Origin of the sequence: Neorhizobium phenanthreniclasticum, assembly GCF_040066075.1 — a bacterium.
In the GTDB taxonomy this organism is placed as follows: domain Bacteria; phylum Pseudomonadota; class Alphaproteobacteria; order Rhizobiales; family Rhizobiaceae; genus Neorhizobium; species Neorhizobium petrolearium.
The window spans coordinates 517746-537974 of the sequence record NZ_JBEAAL010000001.1 but is presented as its reverse complement, the minus strand read 5'-3'; the positions used below and the strand labels follow the sequence as shown (position 1 = coordinate 537974).

The 20229-nt window shown below is 62.8% G+C and carries 19 protein-coding genes; 8 read left to right on the top strand and 11 right to left on the bottom strand.

Going from position 1 to position 20229, the window contains the following annotated elements; translation table 11 throughout:
• Positions 1-31 precede the first annotated feature (31 nt).
• A complete protein-coding gene (locus ABK249_RS02585; RefSeq protein WP_415926416.1) occupies positions 32-382 on the top strand; it encodes a DUF952 domain-containing protein in 351 nt (116 codons plus the stop codon).
• Complete coding sequence (locus ABK249_RS02580) at positions 379-1470, top strand: quinone-dependent dihydroorotate dehydrogenase (RefSeq protein WP_348862113.1); 1092 nt, start codon at positions 379-381, stop codon at positions 1468-1470. Before ABK249_RS02585 ends, ABK249_RS02580 begins: the two co-directional genes overlap by 4 nt.
• On the opposite strand, the gene ABK249_RS02575 is transcribed toward ABK249_RS02580, so the two are convergent.
• From ABK249_RS02575 to ABK249_RS02565, 3 genes are read right to left on the bottom strand one after another with little or no spacing between them, the layout of a single operon-like run.
• Positions 1446-2789, bottom strand: a complete 1344-nt coding sequence (locus tag ABK249_RS02575) for an MATE family efflux transporter (RefSeq protein WP_348862112.1) — start codon at positions 2787-2789, stop codon at positions 1446-1448. The genes ABK249_RS02580 and ABK249_RS02575 overlap by 25 nt on opposite strands.
• A 2-nt stretch (positions 2790-2791) precedes the next feature.
• Positions 2792-3280 carry a CAP domain-containing protein gene (locus tag ABK249_RS02570; protein WP_348862111.1) on the bottom strand — a complete coding sequence of 163 codons (489 nt, stop codon included), beginning with the start codon at positions 3278-3280 and terminating at the stop codon, positions 2792-2794.
• Between the two features lies 1 nt (position 3281).
• A complete protein-coding gene (locus tag ABK249_RS02565; RefSeq protein ID WP_037158979.1) occupies positions 3282-3548 on the bottom strand; it encodes a DUF6460 domain-containing protein in 267 nt (88 codons plus the stop codon).
• A 136-nt stretch (positions 3549-3684) separates the two neighbouring features.
• Between ABK249_RS02565 and ABK249_RS02560 the strand changes: the two genes are divergently transcribed.
• The 3 genes from ABK249_RS02560 (at position 3685) to ABK249_RS02550 (ending at position 6015) form a co-directional block, all read left to right on the top strand.
• Complete coding sequence (locus ABK249_RS02560; RefSeq protein WP_348862110.1) at positions 3685-4614, top strand: class I SAM-dependent DNA methyltransferase; 930 nt, start codon at positions 3685-3687, stop codon at positions 4612-4614.
• Positions 4615-4717: 103 nt separating this feature from the next.
• On the top strand, positions 4718-5371 hold the full coding sequence (locus ABK249_RS02555) for a YitT family protein (RefSeq protein ID WP_227701863.1): 654 nt from the start codon (positions 4718-4720) through the stop codon (positions 5369-5371).
• Positions 5371-6015, top strand: coding sequence for a YitT family protein (locus tag ABK249_RS02550; RefSeq protein ID WP_227701864.1), 645 nt, complete (start codon positions 5371-5373; stop codon positions 6013-6015). The genes ABK249_RS02555 and ABK249_RS02550 overlap by 1 nt, the downstream gene beginning before the upstream one ends.
• A gap of 71 nt (positions 6016-6086) precedes the next feature.
• Here the strand turns inward: ABK249_RS02550 and ABK249_RS02545 are convergent, their stop codons facing one another.
• Positions 6087-6548: a carboxymuconolactone decarboxylase family protein gene (locus ABK249_RS02545; protein ID WP_348862109.1), complete on the bottom strand. Its 462-nt coding sequence runs from the start codon at positions 6546-6548 to the stop codon at positions 6087-6089.
• Positions 6549-6593: 45 nt separating this feature from the next.
• Positions 6594-7094, bottom strand: a complete 501-nt coding sequence (locus tag ABK249_RS02540) for an RrF2 family transcriptional regulator (protein ID WP_348862108.1) — start codon at positions 7092-7094, stop codon at positions 6594-6596.
• Between the two features lie 95 nt (positions 7095-7189).
• Here ABK249_RS02540 and ABK249_RS02535 point away from each other — a divergent pair, with 95 nt between their 5' ends.
• Positions 7190-9766: a ligase-associated DNA damage response DEXH box helicase gene (locus ABK249_RS02535; protein WP_348862317.1), complete on the top strand. Its 2577-nt coding sequence runs from the start codon at positions 7190-7192 to the stop codon at positions 9764-9766.
• Between the two features lie 153 nt (positions 9767-9919).
• A complete protein-coding gene (gene pdeM / locus ABK249_RS02530) occupies positions 9920-10654 on the top strand; it encodes a ligase-associated DNA damage response endonuclease PdeM (RefSeq protein ID WP_407720661.1) in 735 nt (244 codons plus the stop codon).
• On the opposite strand, the gene ABK249_RS02525 is transcribed toward pdeM, so the two are convergent.
• From ABK249_RS02525 to ABK249_RS02515, 3 genes are all read right to left on the bottom strand, one after another.
• The gene (locus ABK249_RS02525) at positions 10655-11092 is read right to left on the bottom strand and encodes a universal stress protein (RefSeq protein ID WP_348862107.1); all 438 of its coding nucleotides are present in this window, start codon (positions 11090-11092) and stop codon (positions 10655-10657) included. It lies immediately after the preceding gene.
• Between the two features lie 83 nt (positions 11093-11175).
• Entirely contained in the window at positions 11176-12963 is a 1788-nt protein-coding gene (locus ABK249_RS02520) for a chloride channel protein (RefSeq protein ID WP_348862106.1), read from the bottom strand.
• Between the two features lie 96 nt (positions 12964-13059).
• Positions 13060-13620, bottom strand: a complete 561-nt coding sequence (locus ABK249_RS02515; protein ID WP_037158955.1) for a dihydrofolate reductase family protein — start codon at positions 13618-13620, stop codon at positions 13060-13062.
• Positions 13621-13715: 95 nt separating this feature from the next.
• On the opposite strand from ABK249_RS02515, the gene ABK249_RS02510 reads away from it, so the two are divergent.
• Positions 13716-14222, top strand: coding sequence for a winged helix-turn-helix transcriptional regulator (locus ABK249_RS02510; protein WP_037158953.1), 507 nt, complete (start codon positions 13716-13718; stop codon positions 14220-14222).
• A 27-nt stretch (positions 14223-14249) separates the two neighbouring features.
• Here the strand turns inward: ABK249_RS02510 and ABK249_RS02505 are convergent, their stop codons facing one another.
• The 3 genes from ABK249_RS02505 to ABK249_RS02495 form a co-directional block, all read right to left on the bottom strand.
• Entirely contained in the window at positions 14250-15053 is an 804-nt protein-coding gene (locus tag ABK249_RS02505; protein WP_227701870.1) for a TIGR02186 family protein, read from the bottom strand.
• Entirely contained in the window at positions 15053-15979 is a 927-nt protein-coding gene (locus ABK249_RS02500; RefSeq protein WP_037159984.1) for a sulfite exporter TauE/SafE family protein, read from the bottom strand. The genes ABK249_RS02505 and ABK249_RS02500 overlap by 1 nt, the downstream gene beginning before the upstream one ends.
• 253 nt (positions 15980-16232) lie before the next feature.
• Positions 16233-20102: a peptidoglycan-binding protein gene (locus tag ABK249_RS02495; protein WP_348862105.1), complete on the bottom strand. Its 3870-nt coding sequence runs from the start codon at positions 20100-20102 to the stop codon at positions 16233-16235.
• Positions 20103-20229 lie beyond the last annotated feature (127 nt).

Below are 20229 nucleotides of genomic sequence, written 5' to 3'. Positions count from 1 at the left end.
CTCTCGAAGAGTAACAGATCATCGAGAGTCCATGATGACGGATATAGTGTACAAGATCGTGCCGGAAACGCTCTGGCGTCGGGCCAAGGAAAAAGGCGTTTTCGAAGGGGCCGAGATCGACCTCAAGGACGGTTATATCCATTTCTCGACCAGCACACAGGCGCGCGAAACGGCGCGGCTGCATTTTTCAGGCGTCGCAGGCCTGCTGCTCGTCGCGGTCAACGCACTGACGCTTGGCGAAGCGCTGAAATACGAGCCTTCGCGTGGCGGCGATCTCTTCCCGCATCTCTATGGGACGCTGCCTTTCTCCGCCGTCCTTTGGGAAATGCCGCTCTTGATCGGCGTCGACGGCCTCCACGCCTTTCCGGAGAAGATGCCATGATCGGCCCGTTTGCCGGGCTTGCCTCCCGCAGCCTCTTCGTTTTCGATCCGGAAACCGCCCACGGACTTTCGATCGCCGCGCTGAAGACCGGCGTCGTGCCTGCCTGCCGGGTGCCTGCCGACCCGCGGCTTGCGCAAACGGTTGCCGGCATCCCCTTCCCGAATCCGATCGGCCTTGCCGCCGGCTATGACAAGAACGCCGAGGTGCCGGATGCGATCCTGAAGCTCGGTTTCGGTTTCACCGAGGTCGGCACGGTGACGCCGAAGCCTCAGGCGGGCAACGACAAGCCCCGCATCTTCCGGCTGGTGGACGACCGCGGCGTCATCAACCGGCTCGGTTTCAACAACGAGGGTCACGAGGCCGCCTTTGCCAGGCTTTCCGCGCGGCGCAATGCCCGGGGGATTGTGGGCGTCAATATCGGTGCGAACAAGGACACGGCCGATCGCGTCGCCGATTATGTCCTCGGCATCCGCAAGTTCTACGGCCTCGCCACCTATTTCACCGTCAACATTTCCTCGCCGAATACCCCGGGCCTCAGGGACCTCCAGGCGCGCGGCAGCCTGAAGGTACTGCTCGATGCAGTGCTCGCTGCGCGCATGGAGGAGGCGATGCGCCACGGGAAATCCGTGCCGGTCTTTCTGAAGATCGCGCCGGACCTGACGGAGGAGGGGCTCGACGATATCGCGGCGGAAGCGACCTCCCACCCGCTCGACGGATTGATCGTGTCCAACACCACGCTTTCCCGCGACGGGCTGAAGGATCAGGTCCAGGCGAAGGAGGCCGGCGGCCTGTCCGGCGCGCCGCTCTTCAGGCGCTCCACTGCGGTTCTTGCGAAGATGCGCAGTCGCGTCGGCCCGGGCCTGCCGATCATCGGCGTCGGCGGCGTGTCGAGCGCCGGGGACGCGCTGGAAAAGATCCGCGCCGGCGCCGATCTCGTGCAGCTCTATTCCTGCATGGTCTATGAAGGTCCGGGCCTGCCCGCGACGATCGTCAGGGGCTTGTCCTCGCTTCTCGACCGGGAAAAGGTCTCCTCGATCCGGGAGTTGCGTGACACGCGGCTTGATCAGTGGGTTGACACGAAGCTCTGACGCGCCTTGCGCGGCACCATGGCCGCCAGGAAGAAGCCGCGCATCATCAGGAACAGGTTGAGCGACAGCCAGAGCCCGTGGTTGCCGATCATCGGCACGAACACGGCAAGGCTTGCGCAATAGCACGCAAACGACACGAGCATCATGTTGCGCATCTCGCGTGACCAGGTGGCACCGATGAAAACGCCGTCCATCTGGAAGGCGAGCGCGCCGGCAAGCCCCGTCAGCGCGGCCCAGGCGAGATAGGTATAGGCCTCCTGCCGTACCTCTTCGGAGGTCGTGAGAAGATGGATGATCGGCTGGCCGAAGCTGATGAAGAACAGTCCGACCAAGGCGGCCATGGCAAAGGACCAGAAGCCGGTAAGCTTCAGCGTCCGGTCGAAGGAGGGCCGGTACTGCGCGCCAACCGCTCTGCCGGCGAGCTGTTCGGCGGCCCCTGCCAGTCCGTCCAGAAAGAAGGCCGACAGCATGAAGACATTCATCAGCACGGCATTGGCCGCAAGCGTCACCGCCCCGAAGCTCGATCCGACGCGGGTCAGCAGCGCAAACGCGCCGTTGAGGATGAGCGAGCGGATCAGGATGTCCGCATTGAGATGGAAGAGCTGCTTCAGCTTGGCCGTATCGAAAATATCCGCACGGCTTGGCTGGTATGCGGCCGAAAACTGCCGGCTGACGACGAGAAAGCCGATCACCGCACCAGTGACTTCCGCAAGCGCCGTTCCCCAAGCGACCCCCACGATCCCCCAGCCGAGACCAAGGCCGAGAAAGATCGACAGGCAGATGTTGGTCCCGTTGAGGATGATCTGCAGGGTCAGGCCCAGCACACCCTGGCCTCGCCCGAGCACGAAGCCGAGAATGGCGAAATTGGCGAAGGTCGCCGGGCTCGTCAGCACCCGGATGCCGAAATATTGCCGCGTCACCTCGGCGACGGCCGGGTCGCTGGTCATGAGTTCGGGCGCGAAGGCGAGGATAAGCGGCGACAGCCCCAGCATGACGAACCCGAGACAGAGCGCGCTGAGGAGTGCCCTCCAGAAGACCGCCTGCTGTTCCCGATTGTCGCCGCGCCCGAAGGCCTGCGCGACCAGGCCGGTGGTCGAGGTGCGCAGGAAACTGAGGCTGCCATAGATCAGGTCGAACAGGATGGCGCCGATCGCCAGCCCGGCCAGTGCCTCCGCTTGCCCCAGCCGGCCGACCACGGCGGTATCGGTCAGGCCGAGGAGAGGCGTCGTCAGGAACCCGAGTGTCATGGGGATCGCGATGCCGAGCACCAGCCGGTGCGTCACGTCGAAAGGCCGAACCTCCTGCCCCCGGCTATCCATGGTCAGCCCGACAGGACCATGGCCCAATAGGGTGGGGCACCGGTTGATGTGCGGGCCATGGCGACGCCAAGACCCCTGTAGGAGCCGAGCATGTTTTCAAGATGTTTGGGGGAATCGATCCAGGCCCGGACTGCGGCCTCGACCGTGTTCTGGCCGCTGGCGATGTTCTCAGCGGCCGGCAGTACCACGTCGTTCTTCTTCATCCTCACGCCGAAATCGTCGCCGAAGCCGATCAGGTGCTTCATCTCGTTTGCTTTCGCCATGCGCACCGCCTGTTGGACGGCTGCCCTGCGGGCAGGCGAATTGAGCGCCAGGGTGGGCAGGCCGCGGCCTTGGCGCAGCGTGTTGACCATTGGAAGTGCGGCTTCCGTCTCGTCCTCCGCACCTGCCGTCGGTGTCAGAACCGACGTGGTGGAACAGCCGGCGAGCAGCAGGCCCATTCCGGAAAGCACGAGAAAACCCCGTCGCGAAGAAGTCTGGAAGGCGGTCATGTCAGCGGCGGTAACTGAAGATGCGCAGGATGATGAAGACCGGGATGACGACGATTGCGCCGAGCAGAAGGTAGCTTCCCACCCGTCCGAGCGCCCTGAAGCCGTTATACCATAAGTCGAGAACGTGATAGCGGATGCTGTCCACGATATTGTCCGGCGTGAAGCCGAAGAATGCGAGAACAAAACCCACGATCAGGCACACGACGATCAGCTTCACGATCGTGCGGCCTGGTGTGTCGCCCAGGAACCTGTTGACCCCGTCCGCCATCCTTTTCCTTCTCCGAATTGCACCCTGAGAGATAGTCGGCAGCCGCAGCCGCCGCAAGTCTTTTGGGTTCCCTCAAATAGAACTTGAGTTTTTTTGTGACTTCGGCCAATAACCCGCACCCTCTTGAGATGCGCCAATGCTGCCCAGCCAGTTTTCTTCCGGCGATGTGATCGCCGACCGCCGCGCCGACTATGCCCGCATGCTGTCGGAGGCGGGTGATTTCGGCGCAGCCGCCGAACTGATGGAGCAGGCCCTCGAACTGGTGCCCGCTTGGGCGGCCGGCTGGTTCCGTCTCGGCGAGTTCCGGGAAAAGGCAGGCCTCGAAACCGCCGATGAAGCCTACCGGCAGGCGCTGGCGCTCGAACCGGAAGACGTCTTCGGTGCTCGTTTGAAGCTTGCGCTGCTCGGCGTGGAGGCAATACCGGATCAGCCTCCGAGCCGTTATGTCGAAGGCCTGTTCGACGACTATGCCGACCGGTTCGATACGGCGCTGGTCGAAAAGCTCGATTATTCCGTGCCCGGCAAGCTCGCCGCCTTGGTTGCGCCTCATGCGCCGTTCCGCAACGTGGTCGATCTCGGCTGCGGAACCGGCCTGTTCGGCGCGGAAATCCGCGGAAAGGCAGGCCATCTCGAAGGCTTCGATCTTTCCCTGAACATGCTGGCGAGAGCCGAGGCGAAAGGTCTTTACGACCATCTCGGCCAATCCGATCTCAGCCGACTCTCCGAGGAAGCCGGTCTCTTCTCCGATGCTCTTCCCAAACATCGCGCCGATCTCGTTTCCGCCGCCGACGTGCTGATGTATCTCGGTTCGCTGGAGACCGTCTTCCCGCTTGTGCTGGAGCTTCTGGCGCCGGGCGGCTTCTTCGCTTTCTCAGTCGAGGACGCGGGCGACGGTGAAGCTTACCTGTTGCGGGAAACCCTCCGCTACGCTCATTCCGAGGCCTATATCCGCTCGCTGCTTGCCCGTTACGGCCTGGCGCTTCTGGACATGCGGAAGACCGTAATTCGTCTGGATGCCGGAAAACCCGTCCACGGCATTCTGTTTCTGTCGCGCAAGCCCGCCTGATTGACCATTTCTTGCTTTTTTCCTTGCCGGCTCATCGCGGCTTGAACCCTCTTGATGACGGTTTTATTGCAGTGCAATATTATCGAAAATAAAGGGGCAAACGTTGGCTGGACAGCCGAAGCAGGTTCAGAAAAGAAGCCTTGGCTTCTACAGCATCGATCCGTCGAAGCACACATTGCTTGAAGACGCGCAGGGGTTGGTCACCGGCGCGATGGTTGCGGCTCTCGGCTTCTACTTCCTGAACAAGGTCGGGCTTTTGACCGGCGGCACGGCGGGCGTCGCCTTCCTGCTGCATTACGCCTTCGGCATTTCCTTCGGCCTGCTGTTCTTCATCGTCAACCTGCCGTTCTATTATCTTTCCTTCCGCCGCCTCGGCCTGGCCTTCTCGCTGAAGACCTTCATCGCCATCGGCCTCGTTTCGGTGATCTCGGAAATCGAGAGCCGTTTTTTCCTGATCGATTATCTTCATCCATTCTGGGCAGCACTGCTCGGCGGCCTCTTGCTCGGTTACGGATTGCTGGCGCTCTACCGTCACCGGGCGAGCCTCGGCGGTGTAGGCATCCTGGCGATCTATATCCAGGACCGTTTCGGCATCCAGGCCGGATTGATCCAGCTTGCCTTCGATCTCTGCGTCATGCTCTGCGCCTTCGCGGTGGTCAGTCCCGTGACGGTGGCGTGGTCGGTGGTCGGTGCTGTCGTCCTCAACCTGTTCCTGGCGATCAACCATCGCTCGGACCGCTATATCGTGGTGCGCTGATGGCGGATGCTGCTGCGAAGAAAAGCCCGGTCGGCTTCTGGTCCTCCAGTTCGGACCGCCATTCCCCGCTGGAGGACATGCAGGGGATCGCCGCCGGCAGCATGCTCGCGGCACTCGGCGTCACCATGCTCTCGTCGGCGCATCTCCTGATCGGCGGCACGGCAGGTCTCGGCTTCCTGATCCGCTATTCGACCGGCTTGAGCTTCGGCCTCGTCTTTTTCGCGCTCAACCTGCCGTTCTATTGGATTGCCTACAAGCGGCTCGGCCTTGCCTTCACGATCAAGACCTTCGCGGCCGTGGCGTTCACCTCGGTACTGACGGAATTCCTGCCCGGCCTGATTGCCTTCGACCATATCCATCCGGTCGTGGCGGCCCTGTTCGGCGGCCTGCTGATCGGCACCGGCATGCTGGCCCTCTTCCGCCACCGGGCAAGCCTCGGCGGCTTCGGCATCCTTGCTCTTTATCTGCAGGATCGGTTCGGCTGGCGGGCTGGCTTCGTCCAGCTCGGCCTCGACGGCGTGGTGCTGGCGCTCTCCTTCTTCGTCGCCAGCCCCTATGTCATCTTGTGCTCGATCCTTGCCGCGGTGACGCTCAACCTGACGCTCGCCATCAACCACCGCACGGACCGTTACATCGTCCGGTGAGCAGTTCCAGGGAAAGTGCCTGGCGGGTTTCCGTCCGGAATTGCGCCAAACAAAAAGATCAACCGGCCTCTTCACGCAGCCTTTGCCGGCTGGTCGATCGAATGCATGACGCGGAAGCCGACGCAGAGCCGGTTCCAGATGTTGATCACGCCGATCGCGACTGTGATCTTGACCATGTCCTCTTCGGTGAAATGCGCCTTCAGCGTCTCGTAAGCGCTGTCGGGAACATGGGTATCGGCAACGCGGGTGACCGCATCCACCCAGGTTAAGAGCGCGCGTTCCTTTTCGTCGTAGATCGGCGATTCTTCCCACGCGCTCATCAGGTTGATCCACTGCTCGGAAAGACCGTCATGCCGGCTTTCCTTCACATGCATGTCGATGCAGTAGGCGCAGTGGTTGATGATCGAGGCGCGCAGCTTGATGAGGTGGATGTGGCGAGGTTCGAGGCCGCACCCCTGGACGTAGTTTTCGAGGTTCTTGACGGCATTGTAGGCTTCCTGCGAGGCCTTGTAGAAATTCAGGCGTGGCTGCATCGATCTTCTCCTTGGGGTGTGGCCTATAGGTTGAGCTTTCAACCTTCAGCGGGCCGTCTTGCGTTCGTGGATGTCGAGGAAGGCGCAGCCGCGGGCGGCAATCCCGCCGTCGTCGGTAGCCTCCAGGTCCGCCAGGATGTCGGCGATCGACACCTTGGCGAGTTCGGCGCGATAGGCCCTTTCGGCCTTCAGCATCGCGGCATTGATGCCGCAGGGTTTTGCGAAATAGCGCCCGGGCAAGGGGTTCGGCCCGCGCTGGCGGATTTCCGCGCAGCGGAAGGCGGGAGCCGGTCCTTCGACGGCGAGCACGATATCGAGCAGCGAGATCTCTTCCGGCTGCTTCGCCAGCCGATAGCCGCCCTTCGGCCCCGGCACGGTGCCAAGCAGACCGGCGCCCGAAAGCGCCTGCAGGTGTTTCAGGAGATAGCTCGTTGAGACGCCGTGAAACTCCGCCAGTGCCGCAGCCGAGAGTACGCCGTCTTCCGAAACGCGCGAAAGCATGGTCACACAGTGGATCGCCTGTTCGACGCCGTCGCCGAGTTTCATCAATCATCTCCTAATCGCGGATAGTATTTATCCATGATTATATCCGGCCGTCAAGTGCTCTTCTTTTTCGGCTGTTTCCGCTTATCTTGAGCGGCGTGGATGTGATCGAAACCCAGCCTCCCGGCCGAGATGCCGCGCTCCTGCCCCGGCCGTTCCTGAAATGGTTCGCCGAAAAGGGCTGGCAGCCGCGCGCCCATCAGCTGGAGCTGCTTTCCCGCGCCACGGCCGGCGAGAACATGCTTCTGATTGCGCCGACCGGCGCCGGCAAGACGCTTGCCGGCTTCCTGCCGTCGCTCACCGATCTCACGCGCCGCGGAAAGATCCCGCCGGGCTCCGCTTTTGTGGGCATCCATACGCTCTACGTCTCGCCGTTGAAGGCGCTGACGGTCGATATCGAGCGCAACCTGATGAAGCCGGTGACGGAAATGGGGCTGTCCGTCACCGTCGAGAATCGCACCGGCGACACGCCGCAGGCCAAGCGCCAGCGCCAGAAGCTCAATCCGCCGGATATCCTGCTGACGACGCCGGAACAGGTAGCGCTGCTGCTCGCCAACAAGGAGGCGGAGCGCTTCTTCAAGGACCTGAAATACGTCGTCTTCGATGAATTGCATTCGCTGGTGACCTCGAAACGCGGCCATCTTCTGTCTCTCGATCTCGCCCGCATCCGAAGGCACGCTCCACGGGCGCAGACCATTGGTCTGTCGGCCACTGTCGCCGATCCGATGGACCTGCAGCGCTGGCTGGTGCCCCAAGGCGAGAACCCGGCGCCGCCGGCCGGCCTCGTGCATGTCACGGGCGGTGCGGCGCCGAACATCACCATCATGAAGACCGATGACCGAATTCCCTGGTCGGGTCACGTTTCGACCTATGCGATGCCGGAAGTCTACGATGAGATCAGGCGCCACAGGACGACGCTGATCTTCGTCAACACACGCTTCCAGGCGGAGCTTCTGTTCCAGACGCTCTGGACGATCAACGACGACAACTTGGCCATCGCGCTGCATCACGGCTCGCTCGATGCCGGCCAGCGCCGCAAGGTGGAGGCCGCCATGGCCGCCAACAAATTGCGCGCCGTCGTCGCCACATCGACGCTCGACATGGGCATCGACTGGGGAGACGTCGATCTGGTGGTTCACGTGGGTGCGCCGAAAGGGGCCTCCAGGCTTGCCCAGCGCATCGGCCGGTCGAACCACCGCATGGACGAGCCTTCGAAGGCGATCCTCGTGCCCGCCAATCGTTTCGAGGTCCTGGAGTGTCAGGCAGCCCTCGACGCCAATTATCTCGGCGCGCAGGATACGCCGCCGGTCGGCGAAGGCGCGCTCGACGTGCTCGCCCAGCACGTGCTCGGCATGGCCTGCGCCGAACCCTTCGATCCGGTCGAACTCTACGAGGAAATCCGCACCGCTTTGCCCTATGCCGGTCTCTCCTGGGAAATGTTCGAGCGGATCGTCGATTTCGTCGCAACCGGCGGCTATGCGCTGCGCTCCTACGAGCGCTATGCGAAAATCAGGAAAACCAAGGATGGCCGCTGGCGCATCTCCAATCCGCAGGTCGCGCAGCAATACCGCCTGAACCTCGGCACGATCGTCGAAGCGACCGAGCTCAACGTCCGGCTCGTCCGGCGCAACAACAACGGTTCGCTCGGCCGGGGAGGGCTGTCGCTCGGCAAGGTCGAGGAATATTTTCTCGAACAACTGGTGCAGGGCGATACGTTCCTGTTCGCCGGCAAGGTGCTGCGCTTCGAGGGCATCCGGGAAAACGAATGCCTCGTCTCCAACGCCTTTTCGCTCGATCCGAAGATCCCGGCCTATGCCGGCGGCAAGTTTCCGTTGACCACCTATCTGGCCGCGCAGGTCCGCTCCATGCTCGCCGACCCGGATCGCTGGCGGGGCCTGCCGGATCAGGTGCGCGACTGGCTGAGCATCCAGCGGGAGCGCTCCATCGTGCCGAAGCAGGACGAACTTCTGATCGAGACATTCCCCAGGGGAAAGCGCTTTTTCCTGATCGCCTATTGCTTCGAGGGCAGGCTGGCGCACCAGACGCTCGGCATGCTGCTCACCCGCAGGCTGGATCGCATCGGCGCCCATCCGCTCGGCTTCGTCGCGACGGATTATTCGCTCGCCATCTGGGGGCTCGATGACATGGGCATGATGATCCGCTCCGGCCGCCTCAGCCTTTCCGATCTTTTCGACGAGGACATGCTGGGCGACGACCTGGAGGCCTGGCTGAACGAAAGTTATATGCTGAAGCGCACGTTCCGCAATTGCGCCGTGATTTCCGGTTTGATCGAGCGCCGCCATCCGGGCAAGGAAAAGACCGGAAGGCAGGTGACGGTCTCGACTGACCTCATCTACGATGTTCTCAGAACCCACGAGCCGGACCATGTGCTTCTGGAGGCGACGAGGCGGGATGCGGCATCCGGGCTTTTGGATCTCGGCCGGTTAGGCGATATGCTGAAGCGAATCAGGGGGCACATCACCCACCGCGATCTCGACCGCGTCTCACCGCTCGCCATCCCGATCATGCTGGAGATCGGCAAGGAGCCGGTGCCGGGCGAGGCACAGGATGCGGTGCTGAAGGAAGCCGCCGAGGAACTGATCGCGGAGGCCGGACTATCAGATGCGTGGTTAGATCCTCGGGACAAGCCCGAGGATGACGAACCTGGGGTTTAAGATCTGCCAAAAGAACTGTTGCGGCTTGCTGCGGCGTTTTTGGGCATCTGCTCTTCGTCATCTGTCGTCATCCTCGGGCTTGTCCCGAGGATCTGACCACATACAACAGACATCATGCCGGGCTTTTGCCCGGAACGGAAAGACGAAACGAACTTGATGCACCGCCTCGGGCTTGCCGCCCGCTCGACATCGATGACCGGAGCCGCCAGCGGGGCGGAAGAAATCGTCGTGAACGGCGTCGTCGCCGTCTGCGATCCGCTGGGCAGTCTCTATTTGCCGGAAACCGGCATGCTCGTCGTCTCCGACCTGCATCTGGAAAAAGGGGCGGCCTTCGCCCGGCGCGGCATGCTGCTGCCGCCCTATGACACGATCGCCACCCTCAATATCTTGGCTGCCGTGGTCAACCGCTACGATCCGAAGATCGTCGTCTCGCTCGGCGACAATTTTCATGACCGAAAGGGCTCGGAACATCTGCCGGAAGAACTACGCTCGCTGATCACCGCCATGGCGCGTGGCCGCGACTGGATCTGGATCAACGGCAACCACGATCCGGATGGCACCGTCGATCTGCCGGGCACCTGCGCCGATGAACTGTTTTACGGAGGCCTTGCCTTCCGCCATGAGCCGAGCCTGATTTCCGGAAAGGGCGAGATCGCCGGGCACCTGCATCCGGCAGCCACCGTCCGCCGGCGGGAGAAATCTGTCCGCCGTCCGTGTTTTGCGAGTGACGGTTCGCGCCTCCTGATGCCCGCTTTCGGCGTTCTGGCAGGCGGCCTCGATCTCCGCCACAAGGCGATGCGCGGCCTCTTCGACCATGAAAAGCTGGTCGCGCACCTGCTTGGCCGCGACCGCATCTATTCCGTTCGCTATAACAATCTTATCGGCTAATCAGCGATAGACCAGCACCGGCGTCTTGGAGTTCGCCAGCACCTTCATTGTCACGCTTCCGAGCATGAAGGCCTTGAAGCCGGAGCGGCCGTGCGAGGCCATGGCGATCAGGTCGCAATTGTTCTTCTCTGCAGTCTCGACGATCGTCTTCGCTACGTCGCCGCTGTCGAGTTTCACCGCCTCGCAGGCGACCATGCGCTGCTTTGCCGCTTCCTTGGCATCGGCAAGAATCCGGTCGGCCGCTTCGTTGTTGAAACGATCGTATTCCGCGTAGGCGACTTCCATGCCGGTCGGATTGAGCGTCATGACCTGCAGAGGCTCCATGACCACCAATATCGTGGCTTTCGCGCCAATTTCACGAGCAAAGTCCAGGGCTTTCTTGAGCGCCTCGGTGGAAATGGGCGATCCGTCCGTCGGGATCAGGATATGCTTGTACATGGGTACCTCCAATATCTGACAACCATCTTTGCCGTGTAGCGCAAGCGGTCATTGACATGCGTCAAGACTGCGTGATGAAACGCTCAGATTTCACCGGACATTTCGCGCCGCCGCCGGTCGAGTTCCTCGCTGTAGCGCCTGAGCGTGTGGCTCTCCGTTAGGAGCCCGACGACCTTGCGTTCGATCTGGTTGTTGACGACGGCGAGTGCTTCCGCCTCCAGCTTGTCGAAGATCGCTGCGGCCTGCTTGGCGTTCATCGTGCCGAGCAGAACATCGTTGTGGTATTTCGCGAAGGAGGCGAGGGTGCGCGGCTCGGCGGAATCTTCCAGAGGCGCCGCATAGATATCCGGAAGAAGAATGATGCCGGCATATTTTCCTGCCTCGTCGGTGAGGATGACCCGCTGGGTGGAGCCGAGTGGAAAATCCTTACGGAACTCGCTGAGGCTCATGCTGGCGGATGCCGTCCGCACGTCTGCGCGCATCATCCGCTCGACGGTGAGGTTGCGGATCCAGCCGATATCGTGGGCGCTGCGGATGCTTTCACCGCGCAGATGAAAACGCCAGGTCGCGAACGAGTAGCCGAAGGTGGTGCGGACCGTCACCGAGGAGGTGATGACGGCGGCCAGCGCAAGAACGGTGATGGGAAAGTCGCCGGTGACTTCCAGCGCCAGGAACGTCATGGTGAGCGGGCCGCCGATGACGGCGACCGCAAGTGCGCTCATGCCGACCACGGCGTAGATGACGGGTGTTACGGTGGCGTGGGCGAAAATATAGGGCGTGCTGAAGGCAAACAGCTTGCCGAGCAATGCGCCCATGAACAGCGATGCGAAGAAGAGCCCGCCGCGAAAGCCGGAGCCGATCGACACCGCGCAGGCGAGGAATTTCAGGGCGAGGATCGTCAGCAGTGCCGGGATGGTCAGGTTGAGGTCGAGATTGAGATGCAGTGCGCCGTGGCCGGCCCCCAGCACCTGCGCATCCGCCAGCGCGAGCAGGCCGACAACGATGCCGCCGAGTGCCGGCCTGAAGACCGGCGAGATCGAACTCCTGCGCGCCAGTTCCTCCACGAAGGTTACGCCTTGCATGAGAAGTATGCCTGCGAAAGCGCAGAATATGCCGAGCACGATCGCGGGCACGTAGTCGGCCGGGACGACCGCGCCGAACTGGCTGACGTCGATCATGGTAGCATCGCCGAACAGGCGGGTGATGATCGCGGCGATCAGTGCCGAGACCACGACCGGCGCCAGGCTGAGGATCGTGTAGGTGCCGATGATCAGTTCGAATGCGTAGAACGCGCCGGTCAGCGGAGCATTGAAGGCGGCGGCGATCGCCGCCGCTGCGCCGCAGCCGACGAGGATCCTGAGATCGGAACGGCGTAACTGCAGCAGGAGGCCGATTTTCGAGGCAAGGCCGGAGGAGAGCTGGGTGTAGCCGGCCTCCAGGCCGACGGAGGCGCCGAAGCCGTTGGAGATGAGGTTCTGGATGGCGACGATGATGCTGTCGGTCAGCGAAAGCCGGCCGCCGTGCAGCGCATTGGCCTCGATCGGGTCGACCATCGGCTTCTTGCGCCATTTCCGCAGGATGAGGAAGACCGCACCCATGAGAATGCCGCCGGCAATCGGTGCGGTGAGAATCAGGATGCGGTCGATCTCGGCGGCCGAACTCAGTCTTTCGCCGGCATCGAGCCGGAAAATGGACCAGTGCAGTTGCTGGGAGATCCAGCTCATGAGCGCAACGGCGAAGCCGGCCAGGATGCCGACCATCGCGGCGGCGATGATGAGGCCGAACTCCGTGCGCCGTATGAGCACCCGCAGCCCACCCGGATCGAGGAGAATACGGGCGGAGGGCAGATGGGAAAGCAACCGGCGGAACATGGACATCTTGCGGAAATGAGGGGTAGCGCGTGTCTAGCGCAAATGTCCTGTCAGTCCAACCGTCAGCGGTGTTTTTCTGGTCTTCGGCAAGCGGTCTCAGACCGCCTTGCCCACCTCATAGGTGAGGATCACCGCACCATTCGCAGCGATGGTGGAATTTACGAGCTTCAGCGTCGTCTGCTGCGCCGCCTTCTTGAAAAGCGGATTGCCGGAGCCGAGCAGCACCGGAGCGATGCAGATTCGGTATTCGTCGACCAGGCCTTCCTGCATCAGCGATGCTATCAGCTCGGCACTACCGAAGACGAGGATCGTCTTGCCGTCCTCAGCCTTCAACTTGTTGAGTTCCGCGACCGGATCGCTGACGACGCGCGTATTGTTCCATGCTGCCTCCTTCATCGTCTTCGAGACGGCGATCTTGGCGAAGCTGTTCATGTAATCCTTGACCTTGCCCTCTCCTTCGGCGGTTGGCCAATAGGCGGCCATGCCCTCGTAGGTCTTGCGGCCGAAGACGAGAAGATCACTCTCCTCGCCGAACTGCTCCGAGAGCTTCTTGAGCTCCGGTCCCCAGGCATAATTGTGGAAGGCGAGGTCCCACGGCTTCTCGCCTTCGAAATAGCCGTCCAGCGTCATCAGGTTCCAGGCTACCAGCTTTCTCATGTCATCCTCCATCACGTCGAAACCAGTTGCAATAAACAAGCAGTTGAAAGCTAGCGAAACTGATTTTATAATGCAAGCGGTTTTTGGAGAAAAAAATGGAAGACGCGCATCGGTCGGGTTGCCCGATCAATCTCACGCTGGAAGTCCTGGGTGACCGCTGGAGCCTGATCGTCATCCGCGACATCATGTTCGGCAACCGCCGCCACTTTCGCGAACTCCTGCAGAATTCGGAGGAGGGCATTGCTTCCAACATCCTTGCCGACCGCCTGAAGCGGCTTCTGGAAAGGGGCCTGCTCACCCGTGAGGACGACCCGAGCCACAAGCAGAAAGCGATTTACAGCCTGACGGAAATGTCGATCAGGCTGGTGCCGATCTTCGCGGAAATGGGGGCCTGGGGACGCCGTTTCCTTCCCGTTTCGGAGGAGCTTTCGATCCGCGCCGAGCTGCTGGAGGAGGGCGGGCGGCCGCTCTGGGAGGATTTCATGCAGGAACTGCGCGTCCTGCATCTGCACGTCCCGCGCGATCCCTCGAAACCTTCGGTCTTCGATCGGCTGCACGCCGCCTACCTTGAAGTGGTAGCGCGAAAGGCAGCCGCCGAATGATCAGCCCTGATACTCGGTTTCCGGTGATCAATCCTTGCGGAAGATCAGGCTGGCCCCCCAGCCGGTGATGACCGCGATCAGCACGCAGAAGAAACCGTAAGCGATCGGTCGTTCATGTGCCGCATCGGTAATCGCCTGCTCGATGCCGGTCTTGACGACCCGAAGCGGCAGCTCCCGCTGCACGATGAGCTGGCCGCTCTTGAAGAGATAGGCGCGCACCATGTGTATGCCGTCCGGAATGTTGGCGGGCAATCTCAGCGAGGCACGGAACAGGCTGGTGGAGACGAAGCGCACGCCGTCCGTGTCGCGCTGATAAAGCCCGTTCGACAGCTTGAGGCGCCGATAAGCCTCGCGGAATTCGCCGATCAGGCCGGAATTCGGAATGTAGCCGACCGGATTGAGCGCCAGGTGATCGATGCCGACGCCGATATTGTTGAGGCTTGTGGGCTGGTCGATGTTGTCGATCTGGCGGGTGCTGGCCAGCGAATAGCTTTCCGGCACCTGTTCGAAGGTCATCGACTGTGTGTTCATCCAGATGCCGAGGACCCGCTCCTTCTTGCGAACCGTCGCATAATCCTTCGGGCCTTCGAGCGTGACGACCACGTCGTATTGCCCGATCGCCAGGAACAGCTCGTCGGCGTTGTTGAGCGCCCCGAAGATCGTCAGATCGGCACCGCGGAAATCCGAGGTGATGGCGATTTCACTGGTCGAGGCGCCGATTTCCAGCCCCTCCTTCACCGTCGATGCCTGCCCGAGCGGCACCTGCGCCAGGGCCGGCTGGCAAAGGCCGAGGAGAAAAGCGAGGAAGGCGGTGTGGAGGAGCAGGCGCATCAGTAGGACAGGCCTCCCACCGCAACGGAATAGATGTCGTCGGGCGTCACCACGAGCCCGATCGCGAGGCGGATGCCGACCGCAAGCACGAGGAGCGCCAGGAGTGCGCGGAGCTGCTCGCCGCGCAGCTTCTGCCCGACGCGTACCCCGTATTGCGCGCCGATGACGCCGGCCACCATCAGGATCGTTGCCAGCACGATATCGACGGAATAGTTCGTCGCCGCCTGCACCATGGTCGTATAGGCGGTCACGAAGATGATCTGGAAGAGCGAGGTCCCGACAACGACATTCGTCGGGATGCGCAGGAGATAGATCATCGCCGGCACCATGATGAAGCCGCCGCCGACACCCATGATCGAGGTGAGCACGCCGATGGCGAAGCCGAGCGCCACGACAGGAATGGCGGAGAGGTAGATCTTCGATTTCTTGAACCGCATCTTCAGGGGCAGCCGGTGCACCCAGATGTGTTGTCCCGGGCGCTTCAGCGCCACCGGCTGGTTCTGTTTCGCACGGCGCATGGCTCGCAGGCTTTCCTGCAGCATGAGGGCGCCGATGGTGCTGAGCAGCACGACGTAGAGGATCGAGATGAGGAGGTCGAGTTGTCCGAGACGGCGCAGCCAGGAGAAAATCCATATGCCGACCGAGGCGCCCGCCAGACCGCCGACCAGCAGCACGGTGCCGAGTTTCATATCCAGCGTGCCACGCCGGAAATGGGTAATCGCGCCGGAAATCGAGGAGGCGACGACCTGATTGGCGCCGGTCGCCACCGCCACGACCGGAGGGATGTTGTAGAATATCAGCAGAGGCGTGATGAGGAAGCCGCCGCCCACCCCGAACATGCCGGACAGGAAGCCGACGGCCGCACCCATGCCGAGAATGATGAAGATGTTCACCGAAAGCTCTGCGATCGGCAGGTAGACAGTCACGATCGAACCCCGAAAAAGGCAAAAAGCGACACCGTCGCGGGCGGTTCGCGATGTCTCTGATCCGCCCACTGCGGTGATGGGAAATGATTCTCACATGCCGCCTGAACAGGGCATGAAGGGTTATACCGTCATGCGCCCGGGCATCTGCCGAGTCAAATCGCAAGTGTCAGATAAAGCGACGATTTTACCCTTTTTGTGACGGCGTGATTAATATGCCGCTTCTCCCTAATATCGGTCGGGTAAGTCGCCTTACTTACTTGTTGCGGGCGAGCAGTTCTTTCACCAGCGCATCGTTGATCTTGCCGGTCGGCTCCTGGCCGACGGAAGTCTGGAAGGCCTTGATCGCGCCGACCGTCTTGGCGCCCATCCTGCCGTCCGGCTGGCCGGCGTCGAAACCGTTCTTGTTGAGGATCGCCTGGATGTTGCGGATCGCCTTTTCCATGTCGACGGAGGCCGTGGTCAGCGGCTTGCCCGAAGCCCATTCGTCCGGCAGGTTGATGGAATTGGCCTTCGGGTCGAGCGGCTTCACTTTCCAGAGGTCCACCTTGGCGCGGGCGCTTTCGAGCTGTTCCTTGCGCATGGCGTTCGCCACTTCGTCCCGTTTCTGCGCAGCGTCCTTGTCGCCGCTCTTGGCCGCGATCGCAAACCACTTGTAGGACTCCTCCAGATCCTGCTTCACCCCATTGCCGCGGGCATAGAGGATCGCGAGGTTGAACTGGCTGTCGGCAACGCCGAAATCGGCGGCCTTTCCGAACCATTCGACGGCGGCGGTGTAATCCGGCTGGCCGGCGGCGCCTGAAGCGTAGAGTACGGCGAGATTGTGCATGGCGCTCGCATTACCCGCTTCGGCAGCCTGTTTATAGTAGGTCATGGCCTTTGTGAGGTCACGCGTGATGCCTGAACCCTTCTCGAAGAGGTTGGCGAGCCGGTATTGCGCCGGGGGCAAGCCGCGATCGGCGGCAAGCTTGTACCAGTTTGCGGCTTCCGACAGGTCCGGCGCCACACCGCGTCCCTCGGTGAAGCGGGCGCCGATCTCGAACAGCGCGTTCGGATCGCCGGCCGCGGCAGCATCGGCGAGCGATTTTGGCTCGATGCCGGCCGGAACGGTGATCTGGGCAGGGGCATCCACCTGCTGCGCGGGCACGAAATCGTCCTGAGCCTGGGTGGCGCTTCCGGCCGGCTCCATGGCGGAAATCTCGCCTGCGCCCGGTGTCGGATCGGTCAGGTGATCGCCGGGGCTGATCTGTCTCGGCGGCTCTGCGGGCGGAGCAGCCTGCGTGCCTGCCACGTCCGCATTGCTGTCGACGCCGTCGGTCGCGGCCTGGTTGTCGATTGCCGGAGTTTCGCGCTCGCCGGTCTCGTCGGCCGGGGGGGCGGAGGGCTCGGCCGGTGCTTCGATCGCGGCAGGGGGCGCAGACGGAGCCTTGTCGCCGCTGATGAGCGTCTTGGCAAGCGGCATGGCCATCAGAGCCAGAAGCACGGCGCCGACGGCCATCAGGATCGGCCGGCGATGGCTCGAGAGCATGGCGCCGAGGCCCTTGCCGGTGGCGGCGGCTTTCCGCATGTCCCTAGCCGACGAGGTGGTCTGCGACGGATCGGTTTCCTGGGCGGCCGCCTTGGCGGCACGGCGCGCGGCTGCGATATAGTCCGCTTTCGTCGCCCCCGCTGTCCGGTCGCTATCGAATTCGCCGGCCGCCTGGCTGGCACGGACCCGTTCCAGGATCTTCTTCACATCGGGCGCACCGGAACCGGGCTCCAGCAGGTCGTTTTCATGGTCGGGCGGCAGGACGTCGGACGGGTCGATCGACGGCGCCGGCTCCACGATTGTGCGGCCGGCGGTCGTGTCTCCCTTGCCGCCCGGCAGGAAGCGGCGCGACAGCTCGGTGAGAAGGCTGGGTTTGGCGACCTTCGCCCTGGAAAGGGCCTGGGTGTCGGCAGGGGCTGCCGAAAACAGTTCGCCGGTATCCTGCATGGCATTGGCCGGCTCGTTGCGGGTGCCGAACGTCGCGACCGGTGCTTCCAGGGCAGCGCTCTCCTCATGCATTGCCTCTTCAAGCGAAGAGGCGGAAAGCTGCGCGGCAACCGGCATGGCAGGGGCCGGACGATGCAACTCTTGCCGCTCCGGCTCGCTGTAGTGGCGCTCGATATGGGCGGAGGCGGTGATCCGCCCCTCCATTCCGTCGAGACGATCGGCGATCTTCACCAGCGTGCCGTGCAAGGCCTCGAAGGTCTGGTGCGTCCGTTCTTCGGAACTGCGCGTCAGGTCTTCGAGATGACGGAGATCGTCGGCAAGCGCGGAAAGTACCGCCATGTCGGCAGCGGCGACCGGAGTGCCGGCGGCTGTGTCGCGGGAATAGGCCTCGACCACTGCTTCAGCCGCCTGGCGGGCGGCCTCGATGATGTATTCGTCATTGGTCGCCATATAGTTCTCGATCGCCGTCATGCGGCTTTCGAATTCGGCGGGAAGCGCGCTGGCCGCTGGCTGCGGCTGGCTGATCAGGGTCGAAAGATGCGCGATCTGGTCTTCCAGGTTGCGCAATGCGCTTTCGTCGCTGCGCGGTGCTGCCGCTGCCTCGTCCAGGCGGGTGGCGATATCGCCCAGGCGGTCCTCGATGCGGCCGAAGGCGTTCTGGTCGATGACCGGCTGGATCGGCGGCTGGAAATCCATCTCGTCGATCCGCCGGGCAAGATAGTCGAGGCGCTCGGCGAGCAGGTCATTGACCGCACCATGTTCAAGCCCGTCGATCTTGCGGGAAATGTCGGCGAGATGGTCGGAGAGGTCGGATTGCGGAACAGGCTTCTGAGCCTGTTCGAGGATGAGCGAGAGCTGTTCCAGTCGCTCTTCCAGGCGCATGGCTGCCTGTTCGTCGGTCAGCTCCTCGATACGGCCTGTCAGGGCTTCGATGCGGGCCGATAGCGCCTCTGTCGGATCGATTTGTCGATGGGCTGCCTGGCTCATGGCGTCGATCTGGTCGGCAAGCACGCCGATCCGGCCTTCCAGCCTTTGCAGGAACGACTGGTCGAGCGAGGCCGAGGCGGCGGCGCGGCTGCCGGCGGCGATCGCCCGGCTGATTTCATCCAGCCGGTGGTCGAGGGTCGCAAACTGCTCGGCGATCGCTGCGTCGTTCGGCTGCATGCGAGAACCGAGCTGTTCCATGGCGCTGGCGACGGCGATCAGCTTCTGTTCGAGCGCCCGGATGACGGGGCTGTCGCTCATCTCGCCGAGCTGGCTCTTGATCTCGTCGATGCGGTAGGCGAGCGAGACGAGTTCCTCGCGCAGCGCCGCCGAATCGAGGTCACCCATCCGTTCTGCCAGGCCCTGCCACCGGCTTTCCATGCGCTGCACGGAATCTTCCCGCGCAAGGCCGTCCATGGCGGTGCGCAATTCCTCGAAGTCGGCGCGCAGGCCGGCCGCTTCCGGCGTCGATTGATGGCCGAGCTGGTCGATGCCTTCGGCGAGGCGGGCAAGATCGCTGCGCAGGTCGTCGGTGAAGCGCTGGTCCTCGGCAATCGACTTGATCGAACGGATTTCCGCGCGCAGCGCGTTCATTTCTCTCGCCACACCTTCGGAAATGTCCTGCTTCAGCTCCTGGCGCAGGTTTACCAGCGCCATGGCTATGTCCTGCACACCGCCGTCGGGCTGCGGAGGCTGAGGTGCCTGCACCACCGGACGGCGAAGGTCTTCGCGGTGCGGCGGAGCCGTGCGGCGGGCTTCTGCATAACGGGGCATTTCAAGGTGAGACGGGGCCGGGCGTTCCTCCGGCCTCAAGGCTTCCGGCGGGCGCACGTCGTTGCGGCGGGCTTCCCCGTAACGCGGCTCTCCGCGACGCATCTCGGATATGCGCGAAGGTTCGGTTCGCGTGCTGCGGTCGCGGTCGGAGTCCAGCACGCGTTGGCGCTCCCGAATCTCGGCAAGCGGATCGCTGGAGAAATCGGTGACGCGATGAGCGCCTGCCGCCGGCACGGCGCGGCGTTCGTGACGCTGATCGCTCGGACGAGCTTCGCGGCTGGCGCCCGACATCAGTCCCTCGATCCGCGCCTCGAGACCTTCGATGGTGCGGTTCAGCGCATCCAGGGAAGAGCGGTCGCCATGACGGTAAGGGGTCGATCGTGATCCGTTCATTTGCTCGCTCGTTTCGACGTTGGTCCGGTAGGCTCTCGTCCAAGGCCAGGTTGAGAGAGCCTGCTTCTCCCGCAAAATCGGCCGTTTATTGGGATACCCCTACACAAGACTTGCCATTTCCGGCGGG